17 protein-coding genes are annotated in these 18,625 nt (G+C 61.6%); 10 read left to right on the forward strand and 7 right to left on the reverse strand.

Going from position 1 to position 18,625, the window contains the following annotated elements; genetic code table 11:
- Positions 1-185 precede the first annotated feature (185 nt).
- Complete coding sequence (locus ACIOVF_RS16765; RefSeq protein ID WP_045199499.1) at positions 186-1,094, reverse strand: LysR substrate-binding domain-containing protein; 909 nt, start codon at positions 1,092-1,094, stop codon at positions 186-188.
- A gap of 177 nt (positions 1,095-1,271) precedes the next feature.
- Here ACIOVF_RS16765 and aspA point away from each other — a divergent pair, with 177 nt between their 5' ends.
- The 6 genes from aspA to ACIOVF_RS16795 all read left to right on the forward strand — a co-directional run bounded on the left by aspA (position 1,272) and on the right by ACIOVF_RS16795 (position 8,721).
- Entirely contained in the window at positions 1,272-2,696 is a 1,425-nt protein-coding gene (gene aspA / locus ACIOVF_RS16770; protein WP_045199650.1) for an aspartate ammonia-lyase, read from the forward strand.
- A gap of 221 nt (positions 2,697-2,917) precedes the next feature.
- Entirely contained in the window at positions 2,918-4,327 is a 1,410-nt protein-coding gene (locus tag ACIOVF_RS16775; RefSeq protein ID WP_401290876.1) for an alanine/glycine:cation symporter family protein, read from the forward strand.
- A gap of 63 nt (positions 4,328-4,390) precedes the next feature.
- Positions 4,391-5,383: an asparaginase gene (locus tag ACIOVF_RS16780; RefSeq protein WP_401290879.1), complete on the forward strand. Its 993-nt coding sequence runs from the start codon at positions 4,391-4,393 to the stop codon at positions 5,381-5,383.
- 60 nt (positions 5,384-5,443) lie between these two features.
- Entirely contained in the window at positions 5,444-6,436 is a 993-nt protein-coding gene (locus ACIOVF_RS16785) for an AraC family transcriptional regulator (RefSeq protein ID WP_401290882.1), read from the forward strand.
- Between the two features lie 141 nt (positions 6,437-6,577).
- Positions 6,578-7,624 carry a histone deacetylase family protein gene (locus tag ACIOVF_RS16790; protein WP_401290884.1) on the forward strand — a complete coding sequence of 349 codons (1,047 nt, stop codon included), beginning with the start codon at positions 6,578-6,580 and terminating at the stop codon, positions 7,622-7,624.
- Complete coding sequence (locus ACIOVF_RS16795) at positions 7,621-8,721, forward strand: polyamine ABC transporter substrate-binding protein (protein ID WP_093377915.1); 1,101 nt, start codon at positions 7,621-7,623, stop codon at positions 8,719-8,721. Before ACIOVF_RS16790 ends, ACIOVF_RS16795 begins: the two co-directional genes overlap by 4 nt.
- A 49-nt stretch (positions 8,722-8,770) precedes the next feature.
- Here ACIOVF_RS16795 and ACIOVF_RS16800 read toward each other — a convergent pair whose 3' ends face one another.
- Positions 8,771-9,211 (reverse strand): hypothetical protein, encoded by a 441-nt coding sequence (locus tag ACIOVF_RS16800; protein ID WP_045199487.1) that lies wholly within the window; start codon positions 9,209-9,211, stop codon positions 8,771-8,773.
- A 282-nt stretch (positions 9,212-9,493) separates the two neighbouring features.
- Positions 9,494-11,032 (reverse strand): PLP-dependent aminotransferase family protein, encoded by a 1,539-nt coding sequence (locus ACIOVF_RS16805; RefSeq protein WP_045199485.1) that lies wholly within the window; start codon positions 11,030-11,032, stop codon positions 9,494-9,496.
- 90 nt (positions 11,033-11,122) lie between these two features.
- Here ACIOVF_RS16805 and ACIOVF_RS16810 point away from each other — a divergent pair, with 90 nt between their 5' ends.
- From ACIOVF_RS16810 to ACIOVF_RS16820, 3 genes are read left to right on the forward strand one after another with little or no spacing between them, the layout of a single operon-like run.
- Positions 11,123-11,752 (forward strand): FMN-binding negative transcriptional regulator, encoded by a 630-nt coding sequence (locus ACIOVF_RS16810; RefSeq protein ID WP_401290889.1) that lies wholly within the window; start codon positions 11,123-11,125, stop codon positions 11,750-11,752.
- A 12-nt stretch (positions 11,753-11,764) separates the two neighbouring features.
- Entirely contained in the window at positions 11,765-12,211 is a 447-nt protein-coding gene (locus ACIOVF_RS16815; protein ID WP_093377901.1) for a GNAT family N-acetyltransferase, read from the forward strand.
- Positions 12,212-12,228: 17 nt separating this feature from the next.
- Entirely contained in the window at positions 12,229-12,894 is a 666-nt protein-coding gene (locus tag ACIOVF_RS16820; protein WP_213602854.1) for a GNAT family N-acetyltransferase, read from the forward strand.
- Between the two features lie 67 nt (positions 12,895-12,961).
- On the opposite strand, the gene oadA is transcribed toward ACIOVF_RS16820, so the two are convergent.
- Positions 12,962-14,770 carry a sodium-extruding oxaloacetate decarboxylase subunit alpha gene (oadA, locus tag ACIOVF_RS16825; RefSeq protein ID WP_045199477.1) on the reverse strand — a complete coding sequence of 603 codons (1,809 nt, stop codon included), beginning with the start codon at positions 14,768-14,770 and terminating at the stop codon, positions 12,962-12,964.
- A gap of 101 nt (positions 14,771-14,871) precedes the next feature.
- Positions 14,872-16,287, reverse strand: coding sequence for an acetyl-CoA carboxylase biotin carboxylase subunit (locus ACIOVF_RS16830; RefSeq protein WP_045199475.1), 1,416 nt, complete (start codon positions 16,285-16,287; stop codon positions 14,872-14,874).
- A gap of 203 nt (positions 16,288-16,490) precedes the next feature.
- Here ACIOVF_RS16830 and ACIOVF_RS16835 point away from each other — a divergent pair, with 203 nt between their 5' ends.
- Positions 16,491-17,438: a LysR family transcriptional regulator gene (locus ACIOVF_RS16835; protein ID WP_162195917.1), complete on the forward strand. Its 948-nt coding sequence runs from the start codon at positions 16,491-16,493 to the stop codon at positions 17,436-17,438.
- On the opposite strand, the gene ACIOVF_RS16840 is transcribed toward ACIOVF_RS16835, so the two are convergent.
- Entirely contained in the window at positions 17,380-17,598 is a 219-nt protein-coding gene (locus ACIOVF_RS16840) for a PA3496 family putative envelope integrity protein (protein WP_045199472.1), read from the reverse strand. The genes ACIOVF_RS16835 and ACIOVF_RS16840 overlap by 59 nt on opposite strands.
- 102 nt (positions 17,599-17,700) lie before the next feature.
- A complete protein-coding gene (gene hexR, locus ACIOVF_RS16845) occupies positions 17,701-18,567 on the reverse strand; it encodes a transcriptional regulator HexR (protein ID WP_038616018.1) in 867 nt (288 codons plus the stop codon).
- Between the last annotated feature and the right edge of the window lie 58 nt (positions 18,568-18,625).

Here is an 18,625-nt window from a genome sequence, read left to right on the forward strand (position 1 = left end):
TGGGCGCCCGCAGGCGCGTCAAAAAACAACAAGCCACGCGGGGACAACCGGCGTGGCTTGTTATACGAATTAGGGCCGGGTGAAACCGACCGAAGGCCGCGCAGTATATCGCAAAGCGGTGCGCTTAATGCACTCCAACGACCAACTGTCGGCCTTATTTTTCGGGGCTTTGGCTGACTTTCGGGTCAAGCCGGCGTCGCCGGCCCACCCTCCAGCTTGCGCCACAGCAGGCGCACGTTGGCCTTGCGCACCAGGGCGCAGCGATACAGGCGGATTTCCAGCGGTACGTGCCACTGGCTACCGCCGCAAATCACCAGCTCACCGCGTTCAAGTTCGGCCCGCGCCGACAGCCTCGGCACCCAGGCGATGCCCAGGCCTTCGAGGGCCATGCTCTTGAGGCTGTCGGCCATCGCCGTTTCATAGACAGTGGTAAAGCGCAGGTTGCGCTGGCGCAGCAGCAGATTGACCGAACGCCCAAGGAACGCCCCGGCGCTGTAAGCCAGCAATGGCACACTGCCCTCGCCTTCCAGGTCGAACAGCGGCTTGCCGTCGGCATCGGCGGCGCACACGGGCAGCATTTCAGTGTGGCCCAGGTGCAACGAGGGGAAGATCTCCGCATCCATCTGCAAGGCGGCATCGGGGTCGTAGAACGCCAGCATCAGATCACAACCGCCTTCGCGCAGGGCATGCACAGCGTCGCCGACGTTGGTCGCGACCAAACGCGTGGCGATGTTCAGGCCGTCGTTGCGCAACTGCGCGATCCAGCGCGGAAAGAACCCCAGCGCCAGCGAGTGTGCCGCCGACACCTGGATCACCTCGCCCTGCCCGCCTTCCAGGTGATGCAGATGGCGCAGCACCTCGCCCAGCTGATCGACCACCGTACGCGCCGTCACCAAAAACAATTGCCCCGCCGCCGTCAGCTCGATCGGCGTGCGCGAGCGGTTGACCAGGGTCAGCCCCAATGCCGCTTCCAGGCTGCGAATACGTCGGCTGAAGGCCGGCTGGGTGACAAAGCGGCGCTCGGCGGCCTGGGAAAAGCTGCGGGTGGCGGCCAGGGCACTGAAATCTTCCAGCCATTTGCTCTCAAGGTTCATGGGCTCTCCAGGCATGCACCAAAATTGAACACGCTCGATCGGCAGTTGGCGTCACATCAACCCGTATGCCGTTTGTGCATAGGTTAGCGTGCAACAGCATTGGCCGCAAAATCGGCGCGGGCCTAGGATTGGCGCCATTCCGGCATGTGCCGGGTCAAAATCGAGATGATATCCATCATGTCCGCTGCTGCATCGTTCCGTGTCGAAAAAGATCTGCTTGGCACCCTCGAAGTTCCTGCCGATGCCTACTACGGTATCCAGACTCTGCGTGCTGCCAACAACTTCCACCTCTCCGGCGTTCCGCTGTCGCACTACCCTAAACTGGTTGTGGCCCTGGCCATGGTCAAACAGGCTGCTGCTGACGCCAACCGCGAGCTGGGTCACCTGAGCGATGCCAAGCACGCTGCCATCAGCGAGGCTTGCGCCCGTCTGATCCGCGGCGACTACCACGAGCAGTTCGTGGTCGACATGATTCAAGGCGGTGCTGGTACTTCTACCAACATGAACGCCAACGAAGTCATCGCCAACATCGCGCTGGAGGCCATGGGCCACCAGAAGGGCGAGTACAAGTACCTGCACCCGAACAACGACGTGAACATGGCGCAGTCGACCAACGACGCCTACCCGACTGCGATCCGCCTGGGTCTGCTGCTGGGTCACGACGCCCTGCTGGCCAGCCTCGACAGCCTGATCCAGGCCTTCGCTGCCAAAGGCCAGGAATTCGACCACGTACTGAAGATGGGCCGTACCCAGCTGCAGGACGCCGTGCCGATGACCCTGGGCCAGGAATTCCGCGCCTTCGCCACCACCATGACCGAAGACCTCAACCGTCTGCGTTCGCTGGCGCCAGAGCTGCTGACTGAAATCAACCTGGGTGGTACCGCCATCGGTACCGGCATCAACGCCGACCCTGGCTACCAGCTCCTGGCCGTTCAGCGCCTGGCCACTATCAGCGGCCAGCCGCTGGTCCCGGCTGCCGACCTGATCGAAGCCACCTCGGACATGGGCGCCTTCGTCCTGTTCTCGGGCATGCTCAAGCGCACCGCGGTCAAGCTGTCGAAGATCTGCAACGACCTGCGCCTGCTGTCCAGCGGCCCACGTACCGGCATCAACGAAATCAACCTGCCAGCGCGTCAGCCAGGCAGCTCGATCATGCCAGGCAAGGTCAACCCGGTAATCCCGGAAGCGGTCAACCAGGTGGCCTTCGCCATCATGGGTAACGACCTGGCCCTGACCGTCGCCGCCGAAGGTGGCCAGCTGCAGCTGAACGTCATGGAGCCGCTGATCGCCTACAAGATCTTCGACTCGATCCGCCTGCTGCAACGCGCCATGGACATGCTGCGCGAGCACTGCATCGTCGGCATCACCGCCAACGAACAGCGCTGCCGTGAACTGGTCGAGCACTCGATCGGCCTGGTCACCGCCCTGAACCCGTACATCGGCTACGAAAACGCCACCCGTATCGCTGCCATCGCCCTGGAAAGTGGCCGTGGCGTGCTGGAGCTGGTCCGCGAGGAAGGCCTGCTGGACGAAGAGATGCTCAACGACATCCTGCGTCCGGAAAACATGATTGCTCCGCGTCTGGTGCCGCTCAAGGCGTAACCGATGCTGTAACACGCTCACCAGGTCGAGGGACTAGACACCTCTCACCTTTTGAGGGCCCAGGGATCATTCCCCGGGCCCTTTTTTTATGCCCTTTCAGAGGGCATATCCGCCACGCCAAGGCAGACGCGCGGCGCTCGCATCGGTATAGTGCCCGCCCTCTTGCGTGCCAGCCCCCTGGCGCTACACGCAGCAAAGTCATCAAAAGCGAGGAACACTCCATGCTTGAAGTCATCAACGACTTCCTCTCGGGCAAGGTACTGATCGTGCTCATTGTCGGTCTGGGCAGTTACTTCACGATCCGCTCGCGTTTCGTTCAGTTGCGGTACTTCATCCACATGTTCGCGGTGTTTCGCGACAGCCTGCGCAGCAGCAGCGAGCAACTGAGCTCGTTCCAGGCGCTGATGCTCAGCCTGGCCGGCCGGGTCGGTGCCGGTAACATTGCCGGGGTCGGTATCGCCGTGACCCTTGGCGGCCCCGGTGCGGTGTTCTGGATGTGGGTGACCGCGCTGGTCGGCATGTCCAGCAGCTTCATCGAATGCACCCTCGGCCAGCTGTACAAGCGTTGCGACAGCGAAGGCCAGTACCGCGGCGGCCCGTCGTATTACATCGAGCACGGCCTGGGCAAACGCTGGCTGGGCATGGTCATGGCCTTCCTGCTGCTGGTGACCTTCGGTTTCGCCTTCAACGGCCTGCAAGCCCACGCCGTGACCCACTCGCTGAACAACGCCTTCCAGTTCGACACCACCTACACCGGCATCGCCCTCGCGGTGCTGCTGGGCCTGGTGTTCATCGGCGGCATCAAGCGCATCGCCGCCGTCGCCGACCTGCTGGTACCGGTCAAGACCCTGGCCTACATCGCCGTGACCCTGTACGTGATCGTGCTGCAGTTCGACCAGGTGCCGGACATGCTGATGACCATCGTCAAGAGCGCCTTCGGCCTCGATCAGGCCTTCGGTGGCCTGGTTGGCAGCGCCATCATCATGGGCGTCAAACGTGGCGTGTTCGCCAACGAAGCCGGCCTTGGCAGCGCACCCAACGTCGCCGCCGTGGCCGAAGTCGACCACCCGATTGCCCAGGGCGTGGTCCAGGCGTTCTCGGTGTTCCTCGACACCTTCATTATCTGCACCTGCACCGCCTTGCTGATCCTGCTGTCGGGGTTCTACACCCCGGGTTTCGAAGGCGACGGCATTGCCCTGACCCAGAACTCGCTGGCAGCGGTGGTCGGTGACTGGGGACGGATCTTCATCAGCGTCGCCCTGGCGCTGTTTGTGTTCACCTCGATCCTCTACAACTACTACCTGGGCGAGAGCAACCTGCGCTTTCTGGTCGGTGACAACCGCAAAGCCCTGATCGGCTACCGCGCCCTGGTGTTGCTGCTGATCTTCTGGGGCGCGGTGCAGAACCTGGGCACGGTGTTCGCCTTCGCCGACATCACCATGACCTGCCTGGCCTTCGTCAACCTGATCGCCCTGGCCCTGCTGTTCAAGGTGGCCATGCGCGTACTGCGCGATTACGACGACCAGCGCGCAGCCGGGATAAAAACGCCGGTGTTCGATTCGGCCAAGTTCGCCGACCTCGACCTGGATACCAAAGCCTGGCCTGCCAAGGTCGAAGACACCAAGCGCTGACAGCCAGCCCGGTGTTCGCGTACTGTGGTCGGCTTAACCCAAGCCGACCACGGAGACAGGCGAATGGCAATTGCGCAACCGGCCCGCAACATCATGGTGCTGTACACCGGCGGCACCATCGGCATGCAAGCCAGCGCCAACGGCCTGGCTCCGGCGTCCGGCTTCGAACAGCGGATGCGCGCGCAACTGGCCGGCCAGGCCGGCATTCCCACCTGGCAGTTCCGTGAACTGCTGCCGCTGATCGACAGCGCCAACATGACCCCGCAGTACTGGCAGCGCCTGCGTGCGGCGATCATCGACGCCGTCGACAGCCAAGGTTGCGATGCCGTGCTGGTATTGCATGGCACCGATACCCTGGCCTACAGCGCCGCCGCCATGAGCTTCCAGCTGCTGGGCTTGCAGGCCCCAGTGCTGTTCACCGGCTCGATGCTGCCGGCCGGGGTCGCCGACAGCGATGCCTGGGAGAACCTCACCGGCGCATTGCAGGCCTTGGCCACCGGCGTCGCGCCGGGTGTGCAGCTGTATTTTCACGGAGAGTTGCTAGCCCCGCACCGTACCGCCAAGGTCCGCAGCTTTGGCCGGCATCCGTTCGTTACCCTCAAACGCTTTGCCGGCGCTGGCGCAACGATGCCCGGGCCTGCAGCGCTCGATTATCGCCAGCCCAAGCAAGTCGCCAATGTCGCCGTGCTGCCTCTGGTGCCGGGGATCGGCGCGCCAATGGTGCAGGCCGCGCTCGCCAGCGGTGCCCAGGGCTTGATCCTGGAATGCTTTGGCAGTGGCACCGGCCCTTCCGACAACCCCGACTTTCTCGCCGCCCTGGCCGAGGCTCAGGCAAGCGGTGTGGTCGTGGTCGCCATCACCCAGTGCCATGAAGGCGGGGTCGAACTGGATGTCTATGAGGCCGGCAGCCGCTTGCGTCAGGCCGGCGTGCTGTCGGGTGGCGGCATGACCCGCGAAGCGTTGCTTGGCAAGTTGCAGTTGCTGCTGGGCAGCGGCTTGCCGGTTGGCGAGGTAAGGCACCTGGTGGAGCAGGACCTTTGCGGGGAATTGCTGTAAGCGGCTCAAGGCATACAAATTGCTCGATTTGCTCGGCCAACCTGTCGAAAGAAGCCGAGCATGCTCCATTCACACCTCACCACCCTCAACGCTGTATCGCTGGTTCTGCAAGCCTTTCAAGGCCAGGGCCCCGGCGCTGAAACGCTGCTCGCCGGCAGCGGCATCAGCCCGGCAGACCTGGGCCGCGCCGACTCGCGCATCACCACCCGCCAGGAGATGCTGGTGTGTGCCAATGCGGTGGCCCGGCGCCGCGAAGTAGGCCTGGAGTTGGGCCGGCGCATGCATGTTTCCTGCTACGGCATGCTCGGTTACGCCCTGCTCTCCAGTGCCACCTTAGGTGACGCTTTGCGCCTGGCGATGCAGTACCCGGCGCTACTGGGAACACTTTTTCATCTGCGTCTGGTCGAGGATGGCGAGCGGGTCTGGTTCAGCGCCAGCGATTATCGCGAAGACCCGCAATTGGCTGCATTCAACGCCGAGTTCTGCCTGACCTCGCTGAAAGTCATCTGCGACGACCTGCTGGGCCAGCCATTGCCGCTGACGGCTGCACGCTTCGCCCACCCAATGCCGGATTACCATGCACTGTACGGCGACAGCTTTGCCTGCCCATTGCGATTCGAGGCCACCGACAATGCCTTCGCCTTCGCCCGCACATGGCTGGACCAGCCCCTGCCGCTGGCCGACCAGATCACTCACCAGGCCATGAGCGAGCGCTGCCGGCGGCTTAACCTGGAGTTCACCGGCCGCCAGGCCTGGCTCGGGCGGATCCGCCAACTGCTGCTCGAACAACTCGATGCGGCGCCCGGCCTCGAGGGCCTGGCGCGGCAAATGAACTGCTCGTCGCGCACCTTGCGCCGGCACCTGCAGGAGCTGGGCAGCAGTTATCAACAGCTGCTCGATGAACTGCGTTTCGAGCGCGCCAAGCAACTGTTGGCCGAAGATCAGTTGCCCATCTACCGCATCGCCGAACTACTCGGCTTCAGCGAGACCGCCAGCTTTCGCCACGCCTTCATGCGCTGGAGCGGGGTGGCGCCGAGTCACTTCCGCGCCTGAACATCGCGCTTGCACCGCCGGGGGGCGAAATCCGGACAGTCAGGTTGGCCATATCGATCCCCTTTTGGCCGTTTCCGTCGTTCTGCAGCAGGCCCGTGCCACCAACAATGGAGCGACGCCAGTGACCCGGAGAACAACAACATGCTGACGATCTATTCCGATGACCACCGCCTGCACCACGGCCGCTGCGAGCTGATCGACGGGCAACTGATGCCCTGCTTCGAAATGCCCTCGCGCGCCGACCATGTCCTGGATCGGGTAAAGACCCGTGAACTGGGGGCCATCAAGGGCCCTGCCGATTTTGGCCGCGCGCCCTTGCTGCGGGTGCACAGCGCCGATTACCTGAATTTCTTCGAAGGCGCCTGGCAGCGCTGGACCCAACTGGGTCACGAAGGCGACCTGCTGCCCTTCACCTGGCCGGCGCGCACCCTGCGCAGCGTCAAACCCAGCGGCCTGCATGGCGAGCTTGGCTACTACAGCTTCGACGCCGGCGCGCCCATCACCGCGGGTACCTGGCAAGCGGCCTACAGCGCCGCACAAGTAGCCCTTACCGCCCAGGCGGCAATCCAGACCGGCGCCCACAGCGCCTTCGCCCTCTGCCGGCCACCCGGGCACCACGCCGCCAGCGACGTCATGGGGGGTTATTGCTACCTGAACAACGCCGCCATCGCCGCCCAGGCGTTCCTCGACCAGGGCCGGCGCAAGGTGGCTATCCTCGATGTCGACTACCACCACGGCAACGGCACCCAGGAAATCTTCTACCAGCGCAGCGATGTGTTCTTCGCCTCGATCCATGGTGATCCGCAGGCCGAATTCCCGTTCTTTCTCGGCTATGCCGACGAGCGCGGCGAAGGCGAGGGGCTGGGCTACAACGTCAACTACCCGCTGCCAGCCGGGAGTGACTGGCCGACCTGGAGCAAGGCCCTGGACGAGGCCTGTGAGCGCATCGCCGCCTACGACCCGAACGTGCTGGTAATTTCCCTGGGCGTGGATACCTTCAAGGACGATCCGATTTCCCAGTTCAAGCTCGACAGCCCCGACTACCTGCAGATGGGCGAACGCATTGCCCGCCTCGGCAAGCCGACGCTGTTCGTCATGGAAGGCGGTTATGCGGTCGAGGAAATCGGCATCAACGCGGTGAACGTACTCGAAGGTTTCGAACGCGCCCAACAGGAAGCTCAAGCATGACCCGACTCCAGCGCCTGCTCGCCCCGCTGCTGTGCAGCACCCTGCTCGCCGGTAGCCTGCAAGCTGCCGAACAACGCACCCTGCGGGTCTACAACTGGTTCGACTACATCACCCCGCAAACCCTGGTGGACTTCCAGAAAGACAGCCAGGTCAAACTCATCTACGACATCTTCGACACCAACGAAGCCCTGGAAGCCAAGCTGTTGACCGGCAACTCCGGCTACGACGTGGTGGTGCCGTCCAACGTGTTCCTGGCCAAGCAGATCGAAGCCGGGGTGTTCCAGCCCCTGGACCGCAGCAAGTTGCCGAACTGGCAGCACCTGGACCCGAAACTGATGAAGCTGATCGAGGCCAACGACCCCGGCAACCAGTTCGCCGTGCCCTACATGTACGGCACCGTGCTGATCGGCTTCAACCCGGCCAAGGTCAAGGCGGCGCTGGGCGACAACGCCCCGGTCGACAGCTGGGACCTGATCTTCAAGGAGGAGAACATCGCCAAGCTCAAGCAGTGCGGCGTGGCCTTGCTTGATTCACCCTCTGAAATCCTGCCACTGGCCCTGCAGTACCTCGGCCTGCCACCGAACAGCACGAAACCTGCGGATTACAAAAAGGCCGAAGAGCTACTGCTGAAAATCCGCCCGCACGTCACCTACTTCCATTCCTCCAAATACATGGCGGATATTGCCAATGGCGACATCTGCGTAGCGGTCGGCTACTCCGGCAGCTTCTCCCAGGCCGCCAACCGCGCCAGCGAGGCGAAGAACGGCGTGGTCGTCGACATGCGTCTGCCCAAGGAAGGTGCGCCAATCTGGTTCGACATGCTTGCAATCCCCAAAGGCGCGGCCAACCCGGAAGATGCCTACACCTTCATCAACTACCTGCTGCAGCCAAAGGTGATCGCGCCCATCAGCGACTTTGTCGGTTACCCCAACCCGAACAAGGACGCCACCGAACGGGTTGCCCCGGCCATCCGCAATAACCCCAACCTGTACCCCACCGAAGAAGCCATGGCCAAGCTTTATACCCTGCAACCGCTGCCGCGGGATGCCGAGCGCGCACGCACCCGCGCCTGGAGCAAGATAAAGTCAGGCAAATAACCGCAATACCTCCCGCCAACAATGGCGGGAGGTATGTCGAACCTATCCGTCAGGACAATTCGACAGTTTGACCTACCTTGAAACAGGCTTCGGTAATCGCCTTGTACGGCGAACTTTCGACCAGTGTTGCATTGAACTTCCCGGAAAACTCGGTATTTGCCGCACTCGACATTTTGATACGGCCCGTCTCTGCGGAGTATTCGTTATTACCCTCAGGGTTCTCGACGACATAACCGATGGTAACTTCTCCTTCAAGCGTTACATCATATTCGCCGGCCGCCAGGTAATCATCGGCTGCCACCGTGATGTAGCGGCGCTCACTACCTCCATCAATCAACCCGACGACAATTCTTACACCGAAGCTGTGGAAGCCACGGACGTCTGTTGCAACGAAGGGCTCACCATCGATCAACGCAGTGAAACTATCACCTGCAGGTAACGAAAAATTTCGTTTTCCAGGCTTGCTGAATTCCTTCAAGGCCGCTTTCATGCAGTGTTTATGGGATTCTTTCATTATTGGCCCTATATACCGAGCAAAAACCATCAGGCGAGCTAACACGCCGCGCCACCAATAAAAGTGTGACTAATGATTTTCGAATTAAATGACGTAACAATCTTGAACTGAAATAGCACGGGCTTACCCTGAGCACATGAAAGTTCTACCACGTGAGAAGGCAACGTCAATCAAGTTAAAAATTTAACTTGTAACCTAAAAATTTAGCCCAACGGGCATGTAACACATGCCCAGCGAATGAACTCACTGTAAATCCCTTCAGCTCTTTGAGTGGCCCCAAACTTCAGCCAAATGCCGCACTGCGACCTCAATCGCAGCTTCCGGAACAGCGGCAAACCCCAAGACCAGTCCAGCACGCTCATCCTCCGGCGTATCCGAGTCTGGCAGCCAGAAATCACTCAAGCCGTTAATCTCGACGCCAACACTTTCGGCTTGCCCGATCAACGTACGTTCGCGCGCAAGCGAATCAACCCGCACTGCCACATGTAGACCTGCAGCTACATGTGGCAGCGGGCCGATGCCGCTGATGCCCTGTGGCCATCCTGCCATCAACGTATTTCTTCGGCTGAGCGCCGCTTTGCGCATGCGCCGGATATGCCGTTGAAAATGCCCCTGGGCCATGAACTGGGCCATCACTGCCTGAGTGCCTATTTCAGAGTGGCGTACGGCCAGCGCCCGGCAGCGGGAAAACACCTGCACCAACTGCCTGGGCAGCACCAGGTAACCCAGGCGCAGCGCCGGAAAGGCTATCTTGCCGAAGGTGCCGACATACAACACCCGCCCACTGCGATCCAGCGCTGCCAGAGGCGCTAGCGGGTCGCCGCTGTAGCGGTACTCACCGTCGTAGTCATCTTCGATGATCCAGCCGTCCTTGCGCTCGGCCCAGGCCAGCAACTGCAGACGACGGGCCAGGCTCATGGTGACGCCGGTCGGATACTGGTGCGATGGCGTCACATAGCTGAGGCGACAATGTTCCACGGCATTGAGCGCAGCGCAGTCCAGGCCCTCATCGTCGACCGCCACGCCTTGCACTTTTGCCCCGGTCAAGGCGAAGGCGTTTCCAGCAGCGCGGTAACCGGGGTTTTCCACAGCCACCACTTCGCCAGGCTCCAATAACAGCTGTGCACAAAGGCTGATGGCCTGCTGTGCGCCACTGGTGATCACAATTTGTTCAGCCGTGCAGGAAAGTCCACGAGATCGACGCAAATAGGTCGCGATCAATTGACGAAGTTGCGGCTCTCCAGCCGGGTCGCCATAGCCCAAAGCAGCGCGATCGGGGTTGCGCCAGAAACCCGCCTGAAGCTTGGCCCAGACGTCGAAAGGGAACAAATCGAACGCCGGCAAACCGACGCGAAAAGCCCGTGGCGGACCACTTTTCGGTGGCGGTAAATGGTGGCTTTCCAGGCGGTTGCAAGGACCATTGTGGATAAGTTTGCTGGATGAATCCACAGTGCTATTTGCTGTTTTTGTGGATAACCCTGTGGAAAAACCCAGGGATAACCCTGTGGATACTTTTGTGGATAGTTTTGGCAGCTGGCTGACATAGGTGCCATCGCCGACCCGGCTTTCGATATAGCCTTCGGCGTACAACTGGTCGTAGGCCCGCACCACGCTGTTGCGCGACACCGACAGCGCCGCAGCCATATCACGGCTGGCCGGCAAGCGCGTGCCACTGCTCAGGCGACCGTCCAGCACGCGCATGCGAAGCGCCTGGTAAAGCTGGCGGCTGAGCCCCTGGCGGCGATCAAGGACGATACCAGTCGGGTCGAACGGCAAGGTGAAGGGGCGCTCGCTCATGACAATGGACCTATAAAATTAGCTGGAAATGGCTCTTACCTTAGTCCAATAGCCTGCCTAGGATTGAGCCATTCGCCAAGGACAATCCACATGTTCACACCTTCGAGCTACAAGGAAACCGACCTCGAGCGTCTGCACCAGCAGATCGAGCAAACGCGCCTGGCCGTATTGGTCACCCACGGTGAACAGGGCTTGCAGGCCAGTCACCTGCCGCTGCTGCTGGATCGCAAACAGGGCAGCAACGGCACCCTGTACGGCCACTTCGCCCGCGCCAACAAGCAATGGCAGGAGTTGGCCAACGGCGCCGAGGCGCTGCTGGTGTTTGCCGGGCCCGATGCGTATGTCAGCGCCGGCTACTACCCCAGCAAGGTCGACGACCCGCGCACGGTTCCGACCTGGAACTACGTGGCTGTGCACGCCTGGGGCAAGGCTGAGGTTTTCCATGACGCCGAGCGTCTGCTGGAGATCGTCCGCCGCCTGAGTGATCACCACGAACAACGCCAGGCCAAACCCTGGTCGGTGGACGAAGCGCCCGCCGACTACATGGCCGGCATGCTCAAGGCAATCGTCGGCTTCGCCCTGCCCATCGAGCGCCTGCAAGGCACACGCAAACTCAGCCAGAACCGTTCGGCCATCGACATCGAAGGCGTGCGCACCGGCCTGGCCAACAGCAACGACCCCCTGGACAACCAATTGGCCGCCCTGATGGGCCAACCTTGAAGGAACACACCTATGCCTAACGTCACCATCCGCCCTGTCACCGCCGACGATCACAGCGCCTGGCTACCGCTGTGGCAGGCCTATCAACAATTCTACGAAACCCGTATCGATGACGAGGTCAGCGCCGTGGCCTGGGCGCGCATGCTCGACCCGGCCGAGCCGACCAACGCCGCCCTGGCCTGGGTCGACGGCAAGGCACTGGGCATGGTCCACTGGATCTATCACCGCTCCAACTGGAGCATCGAGAACTCCTGCTACCTGCAGGACCTCTACGTGCAAAGTGAGCAACGCGGCCTGGGTATCGGCCGCCAGCTGATCGAATACGTCTACGCTACGGCAAAGGCGGCAGGTTGCGCCAAGGTGCACTGGTTGACCCACGAAACCAACGCCACGGCCATCAGCCTGTACGAGCAGGTCGCCGAGCGGCCCGGCTTCATCCAGTTTCGCAAACCGCTGTAAGCCAGAGGAGCCACCCCATGAGCAGCCCATTGCACTGGCATCCGGCCAAGCGCCCGCAACCTGCAACATTGACCGGGCGCTTCGTGCGCCTGGAAAAACTCGACCCCAAGCGCGACACCGAAGACCTCTGGGAAGTGTTCCAGGGCTCCCAGGCCGACCGCACACTGTGGGACTACCTGGCCTACGGTCCGTTCACCGAGCGCGAAGACTTCGATCACTGGCTCGACACCAATGCCGCCAGCAGCGATCCGCTGTTCTACAGCGTCATTGACCTGGCCAGCGGCCAGACCCAGGGCATCCTCAGCCTGATGTCGATCGTGCCCGAACAGGGCCGCATCGAGATTGGCCATATCGCCTTTGGTGCTGCCATGCAGCGCACACCTAAAGGCACCGAAGCGGTGTACCTGCTTGGCAAACTGGCGTTCGAGCTGGGCAACCGCCGCCTGGAATGGAAATGCAACAACGACAACGCCCGCTCCAAGCGCGCCGCGCTGCGCTTTGGCTTCACCTTCGAGGGGGTGTTTCGCAAGCACATGGTGATCAAGGACCGAAACCGCGACACCGCCTGGTTCTCGATTACCGATGATGAATGGCCGGCGATTGCGGCGGGGTTCGAACGTTGGTTGGCGGCAGATAACCAGCGGCCCGAGGGACAGGTACAGACCTTGGAGGCGTGCCGGTAGGAGCAGGCAAAAAAAGGGAGGCATACGCCCCCCAGAGGTTAACCGCTTGTAGATGAGGGCCTGAAAATCAGCCCTCGATCTCGATCAGGATCTCGCCCGGGTTGACCCGGTCGCCCTTGGCCACGTGAATGGCGGTGACCTTGCCGGCGATTGCCGCCTGCACCTCGGTCTCCATCTTCATCGCCTCGGTGATCAGCACCGGCTGGCCGGCCTTGACCGTATCGCCTTCCTTGACCAGCACATCGACGATATTGCCCGGCATGGTGGTACTGACATGGCCAGGGGCGCTGGCCTGCTTGCGTTTGCTGCTGCCACCGCCGACAAATTCGTTGAGCGGCTCGAACACTACTTCTTCCGGCATGCCGTCGATGGACAGGTAGAAGTGACGCTTGCCTTCGGCCTTGACGCCGACACCGGTGATATCCACCCGGTAGGTCTCGCCGTGCACGTCGATGACGAATTCGGTCGGCACGCCTTCGCCGCCGGCCGAGGCCACGGCGCCGGCTTCCGGAATCGGCAGCAGCACTTCAGGGGTCAGGGTGCCGGCCTCACGCTCTTCGAGGAACTTGCGCCCGATGTCCGGGAACATGGCGTAGGTCAGTACGTCTTCTTCCGACTTGGCCAGGGCGCCGATGTCGTTGCGCAGCTTGGCCATTTCCGGCTTGAGCAAATCGGCCGGGCGCACGTCGATGACTTCTTCGCTACCAATGGCCTGGCGCCGCAGATTTTCGTCGACCACACCCGGAGCCTTGCCGTAACCGCCTTGCAGGTACAGCTTCACCTCGTTGGTGATGGTCTTGTAGCGCTCGCCGGCGAGCACGTTGAAGAACGCCTGGGTACCGACAATCTGCGAGGTCGGGGTCACCAGTGGCGGGAAGCCGAGGTCTTCGCGCACCCGCGGGATTTCCGCCAGCACTTCGTTCATGCGGTTGAGCGCGCCCTGCTCCTTGAGCTGGTTGGCCAGGTTGGAAATCATCCCGCCCGGTACCTGGTTGACTTGCACACGGGTGTCGACGGCGGTGAATTCGCTTTCGAACTGGTGGTACTTCTTGCGCACGGCATAGAAGTACAGGCCGATTTCCTGCAGCAATTCCAGGCTCAGGCCGGTGTCGAACTCGCTGCCCTTGAGGGCCGCGACCATCGACTCGGTGCCCGGGTGGCTAGTGCCCCAGGCGAAGCTGGAGATGGCGGTGTCGATATGGTCGGCGCCGTTCTCGATCGCCTTGAGCTGGCACATGGCAGCCAGGCCGGCGGTGTCGTGGGAATGGACGAACACCGGCAGCGACTGCTCGGCCTTCAGCGCCTTGACCAGCTCGCCGGTGGCGAAGGGAGTCAGCAGGCCGGCCATGTCCTTGATGGCCACCGAGTCGCAACCCATGGCTTCCATCTGCTTGGCCTGGGCGACGAAGGCGTCGATGGTGTGTACCGGGCTGGTGGTGTAGGCAATAGTGCCCTGGGCGTGCTTGCCAGCGGCCTTGACCGCTTCGATGGCCACGCGCAGGTTACGCACATCGTTCATGGCGTCGAAGATGCGGAACACGTCAATGCCGTTGACCGCCGCCTTGGCGACGAAGGCTTTGACCACGTCATCGCTGTAGTGGCGGTAGCCCAGCAGGTTCTGCCCGCGCAGGAGCATCTGCAGGCGGGTGTTGGGCAGTGCCGCGCGCAGTTTGCGCAAACGCTCCCACGGGTCTTCCTTGAGGAAGCGTACGCAGGCGTCGAAGGTCGCCCCGCCCCAGACTTCCAGCGACCAGTAGCCGACCTTGTCGAGCTTGTCGCAGATCGGCAGCATGTCTTCGGTACGCATGCGGGTGGCCAGCAGGGACTGGTGGGCGTCGCGCAGGATTGTGTCAGTGACAAAGATCTTCTTGGACATTCTTATCTCCTCATAGCGGCAAGCTTCAAGCTACAAGCCGCAAGAAAAAGCCGATCGGCTCTGACTTGTCGCTTGCAGCTAACAACTTGCAGCTGGCTTATTCATAAGCCCGCATGTGCGGCGATGGCGGCGGCGATGGCCAGGGCCAGCTCTTCGGGTTTGCGCTTGATCGAGTAGTTGGTCAGTTCCGGATGGCTTTCAACGAAGCTGGTATTGAACTGACCACTGCGAAATTCCGGATTGCGCAGGATTTCCTGGTAATAGGCAGCCGTGGTCTTCACCCCCTGCACACGCATGTCGTCCAGGGCCCGCAGACCGCGGTCCATGGCTTCTTCCCAGGTCAGCGCCCAGACCACCAGTTTCAGGCACATCGAGTCGTAGAACGGTGGAATGGTGTAGCCGGTATAGATCGCCGTGTCGGTGCGCACGCCGGGGCCGCCGGGGGCGTAGTAACGGGTGATCTTGCCGAAGCTGGGCAGGAAGTTGTTCTTCGGGTCTTCGGCGTTGATCCGGAACTGCAGGGCAAAGCCGCGGTGCTGGATGTCTTCCTGCTTGACCGACAGCGGCAGGCCGGAGGCAATACGGATCTGCTCGCGAACAATGTCGATACCGGTGATTTCTTCGGTGATGGTGTGTTCCACCTGCACCCGGGTGTTCATCTCCATGAAGTACACTTCGCCATCGGCGAGCAGGAACTCCACGGTACCGGCGTTCTCGTAGCCCACGGCCTTGGCCGCGCGCACCGACAGGTCGCCGATATAGGCGCGCTGTTCGGGGGTCAGTTGCGGGCTCGGGGCAATTTCAATGAGTTTCTGGTTACGGCGCTGGATCGAGCAGTCGCGCTCGAACAGGTGGACGACGTTACCGAAGCTGTCACCGAGGATTTGCGCCTCGATGTGTTTCGGGTTGACGATGCATTTTTCCAGGAACACTTCCGCAGAACCGAAGGCCTTGGTCGCTTCGGAGATTACCCGCGGGAAGGCTTGCTCCAGCTCTTCACGGCTGTTGCAGCGGCGAATACCGCGGCCGCCACCACCGGAAGTGGCCTTGAGCATCACCGGGTAACCGATGCGGTCGCCTTCGAGCAGCGCTTCGTGGATATCGGCGACGTTGCCTTCAGTGCCCGGGGTCACCGGCACACCGGCCTTGATCATGCTGCGGCGGGCTTCGGTCTTGTCACCCATGCGGCGAATGACTTCAGCCGCCGGGCCTATGAATTTGATACCGCGTTCGGCGCAGATGTCAGCAAGTTCAGCGTTCTCAGACAGAAAACCATAACCGGGATGCAGCGCATCACAACCGGTTTCCACGGCCAAGTTCACCAGCTTGCGCGGGTTCAGGTAGCCGGCCAGGGGCTCGGCACCAATGCTGTGGGCCTCGTCGGCACGTTTGACGTGCAAGGCATGGCGGTCGGCGTCGGAGTAGATCGCCACGGAACGGATGCCCATCTCGGCGCAGGCACGCACGATCCGAACAGCAATTTCACCGCGGTTGGCGATCAGGATCTTTTTTATCACTGGAGTATTCCCAAGGCCGCTAGAACAAACGAGCCGGCAACGCCGGTCGGCGCGTGACCAATCATCGCTGGCCAGTCGCATCTTTACCCTAGCGCTGTCTCTGGATAAACAAAAATCAATATTTATTAGGGTGTGCATAAGCAAAAGCTTATAGTGCTGTTACAAGGTTTTGCCGGGGCTTGAGAGAAATGCGTAAGTCATTGATGCGTATGACATTGCGTCAACTTCAGATCTTCAATGAGGTCTGTGATTTGCGTTCCTACAGCCGGGCAGCCGAGGAGATGAACCTGACGCAACCCGCCGTTAGTCTACAGATCCGCCAATTGGAAGAACTGGTCGGCCAGCCGCTGTTCGAGTATGTCGGCAAGAAGCTCTACCTGACCGAAGCCGCTGAAGCGCTGCAACGCGCCAGCCGCGATATCTTCGGGCGCCTGGAGAGCCTCGACATGCAGCTCTCCGACATGCAGGGCTCGCTGCAGGGGCAATTGAAGCTGGCGGTCGAATCCAGCGCCAAGTACTTCGTCCCGCATCTGTTCGCGGCCTTCAAGCGTTTGCACCCCGAGGTCAATCTTACCCTCACGGTGGTCAACCGCGCCCAGGCCATACGTCGCCTCTCGGACAACCGTGATGACCTGATCATTATGTCCATGGTGCCCCAGGACATGGGCCTGGAGTTCCTGCCGTTCCTCAACAATCCGATCGTTGCCGTGGCGCCGCCCGATCATCCGCTGTGCAAGCTCGACAGCCTGCGTTTGCAAGACCTTGAGCCGCACACGCTATTGGTACGCGAACAGGGCTCGGGCACACGCAAGGCTTGCGAAGAGTACTTCAAGGAAAAGCGCGTGCACTTCACTCAGACGCTGGAAGTGGCCTCGGCCGATGCCCAGCGCGAGTGCGTGATTGCCGGCCTGGGCATCGCCCTGCTGACCCGCCATGCATTGAACCTGGAACTGGCCACCGGCGTGCTGCGCGAGCTGCCGGTCGAAGAGCTGCCGCTGTACCGCAGCTGGTGTGTGGTGCAGTCCAAGGCCAAGCGGCAATCGCCGGTGGCCCTGGCCTTTCTAGCGTTCATTCGCAGCGAACGTGCACAGATCAGCGGGCTTGTTGAGCGTTTCTCGGGGATTCTGCCGCCGATACCTGCCACACGCTGACGGCCTGCAAGTCGGGGTAGTCGGTGATGTCCTGCAGCAGACGGCGCTGCTCGGAGTAGCTTTCGATCGCGCGGCGAAACTCCATGCGGCGCTGGTCTTTTTCCTGCTGTTTGCGGGATTTGGCGTTGGGTTGGTACGAGCCATCGAATTCACGAGCCATTGCATATCTCCCTTATCGAGTGCGGGAGCTTCAGCCTGACGTCGTGGCATTACGGTTTGGCGGCGGGCCAATGACAAATCAATGAACCCGCGCCTACAGGTCTCAGTCGTCCATCGCCTTGATCGACTTGGGCGACAGGCGCAGGCTGCGCAAGCTGCGCTTGACGCTCTTGAGGTGGTTGACCAGGCTCGGCCCGCGGGCCATGGCCACGCCCATGGCCAGCACGTCGATCACCACCAGGTGGGCAATGCGCGAGGTCAGCGGGGTGTAGATTTCGGTGTCTTCGTGCACATCGATGGCCAGGTTGACGGTCGACAGCTCCGCCAACGGCGTCTGGCTCGGGCACAGGGTGATCAGCGTGGCGCCGCTTTCACGCACCAGGTTGGCGGTGATCAGCAGGTCTTTGGAGCGCCCCGACTGGGAAATGCAGATGGCCACATCGCCCGGCTTGAGGGTGACCGCAGACATCGCCTGCATGTGCGGGTCGGAATACGCCGCCGCCGTCAGCAACAGGCGGAAGAACTTGTGCTGGGCATCGGCCGCTACCGCGCCGGAGGCACCAAAACCGTAGAACTCGACACGCTGGGCCTGGGCCATGGCGGATACCGCACGCTGCAAAGCCTGTGGATCGAGGTGCTCGCGCACTTCCATCAGGGTATGCAGGGTGGTGTCGAAGATCTTCAGGCTGTAGTCGGCAACCGAGTCGTCTTCATGAATGGCGAACTGGCCGAAACTCGCGCCCGCCGCCAGGCTCTGCGCCAGCTTGAGCTTGAGGTCCTGGAAACCGGAACAACCGATCGCACGGCAAAAACGCACGATGGTCGGCTCGCTGATGCCGACGCTGTGGGCAAGGTCGGCCATGGAGCTATGCATGACGGCCGCTGGATCAAGCAGCACGTGATCGGCAACCTTGAGTTCCGATTTGCGTAGCAGATGGCGCGACTGGGCGATGTGTTGCAACAGATTCAAGGGCAGGACTCGGTTATGATCGACTGACCGGGTTGTAGCTTTCTTGTAGTTATACTAC

The organism is Pseudomonas sp. NPDC087612 (genome assembly GCF_044743505.1).
Taxonomy (GTDB): domain Bacteria; phylum Pseudomonadota; class Gammaproteobacteria; order Pseudomonadales; family Pseudomonadaceae; genus Aquipseudomonas.

Excerpts from the sequence above, each read along its gene's own strand:
- ACIOVF_RS16765 (WP_045199499.1), bottom strand. The coding sequence starts at position 1,094 with ATGAACCTTGAGAGCAAATGGCTGGAAGATTTCAGTGCCCTGGCCGCC.
- aspA (WP_045199650.1), top strand. The coding sequence starts at position 1,272 with ATGTCCGCTGCTGCATCGTTCCGTGTCGAAAAAGATCTGCTTGGCACC.
- ACIOVF_RS16775 (WP_401290876.1), top strand. The coding sequence starts at position 2,918 with ATGCTTGAAGTCATCAACGACTTCCTCTCGGGCAAGGTACTGATCGTG.
- ACIOVF_RS16780 (WP_401290879.1), top strand. The coding sequence starts at position 4,391 with ATGGCAATTGCGCAACCGGCCCGCAACATCATGGTGCTGTACACCGGC.
- ACIOVF_RS16785 (WP_401290882.1), top strand. The coding sequence starts at position 5,444 with ATGCTCCATTCACACCTCACCACCCTCAACGCTGTATCGCTGGTTCTG.
- ACIOVF_RS16790 (WP_401290884.1), top strand. The coding sequence starts at position 6,578 with ATGCTGACGATCTATTCCGATGACCACCGCCTGCACCACGGCCGCTGC.
- ACIOVF_RS16795 (WP_093377915.1), top strand. The coding sequence starts at position 7,621 with ATGACCCGACTCCAGCGCCTGCTCGCCCCGCTGCTGTGCAGCACCCTG.
- ACIOVF_RS16800 (WP_045199487.1), bottom strand. The coding sequence starts at position 9,211 with ATGAAAGCGGCCTTGAAGGAATTCAGCAAGCCTGGAAAACGAAATTTT.
- ACIOVF_RS16805 (WP_045199485.1), bottom strand. The coding sequence starts at position 11,032 with ATGAGCGAGCGCCCCTTCACCTTGCCGTTCGACCCGACTGGTATCGTC.
- ACIOVF_RS16810 (WP_401290889.1), top strand. The coding sequence starts at position 11,123 with ATGTTCACACCTTCGAGCTACAAGGAAACCGACCTCGAGCGTCTGCAC.
- ACIOVF_RS16815 (WP_093377901.1), top strand. The coding sequence starts at position 11,765 with ATGCCTAACGTCACCATCCGCCCTGTCACCGCCGACGATCACAGCGCC.
- ACIOVF_RS16820 (WP_213602854.1), top strand. The coding sequence starts at position 12,229 with ATGAGCAGCCCATTGCACTGGCATCCGGCCAAGCGCCCGCAACCTGCA.
- oadA (WP_045199477.1), bottom strand. The coding sequence starts at position 14,770 with ATGTCCAAGAAGATCTTTGTCACTGACACAATCCTGCGCGACGCCCAC.
- ACIOVF_RS16835 (WP_162195917.1), top strand. The coding sequence starts at position 16,491 with ATGCGTATGACATTGCGTCAACTTCAGATCTTCAATGAGGTCTGTGAT.
- ACIOVF_RS16840 (WP_045199472.1), bottom strand. The coding sequence starts at position 17,598 with ATGGCTCGTGAATTCGATGGCTCGTACCAACCCAACGCCAAATCCCGC.